This is a genomic window from Haematobacter missouriensis (assembly GCF_000740775.1).
In the GTDB taxonomy this organism is placed as follows: Bacteria; Pseudomonadota; Alphaproteobacteria; order Rhodobacterales; family Rhodobacteraceae; genus Haematobacter; species Haematobacter missouriensis.
The window spans coordinates 1-476 of sequence record NZ_JFGS01000118.1; the positions used below are offsets into that span (position 1 = coordinate 1).

Annotated in this window: 1 tRNA gene; it reads left to right on the forward strand. The window is 56.5% G+C overall.

The features are described 5' to 3' along the window. Nucleotides 1-390: 390 nt before the first annotated feature. Nucleotides 391-476, forward strand: a tRNA-Ser gene (locus tag CG51_RS18900).

Genomic DNA, 476 nt, shown 5'->3' on the forward strand with positions numbered 1-476 from the left:
GGGAAACCGTTCCTCGCGCCGACCTTGTTCAGCAGCCTGTTAGGGGCAGGAATCTTTCTCCATTGTTGAAGATTACCCGGGAAATCGCAAGTTTTGGCCCATGACCGGACCGATTTCCGGCGTTCAACGCAAGCCCAAGTAGGCGCCTGACTATTCAGAGGTCTGCCGAGCTACCCATGCGATACATCTGTCTGCATGGGCCGAGCCCAATGCTCTACCGCAAATCCCCACGTCTGACCTGACGGACTTGTGCCGAAGCCGGAAGGCCGGGGCCGCTGTGTCACTCTTCTGTTCGTCATATCTTACAGAAATATAACCAGAAAACCTACTTCTGCACGCAGGGAGGATTTGACCTTGTTTTCGCGTTTCTTCCCCCCTATACCGGCCAACGGAGTGGTGGCCGAGTGGTCGAAGGCACACCCCTGCTAAGGGTGCAGGCGGGAAACCGTCTCGAGGGTTCGAATCCCTTCCACTCC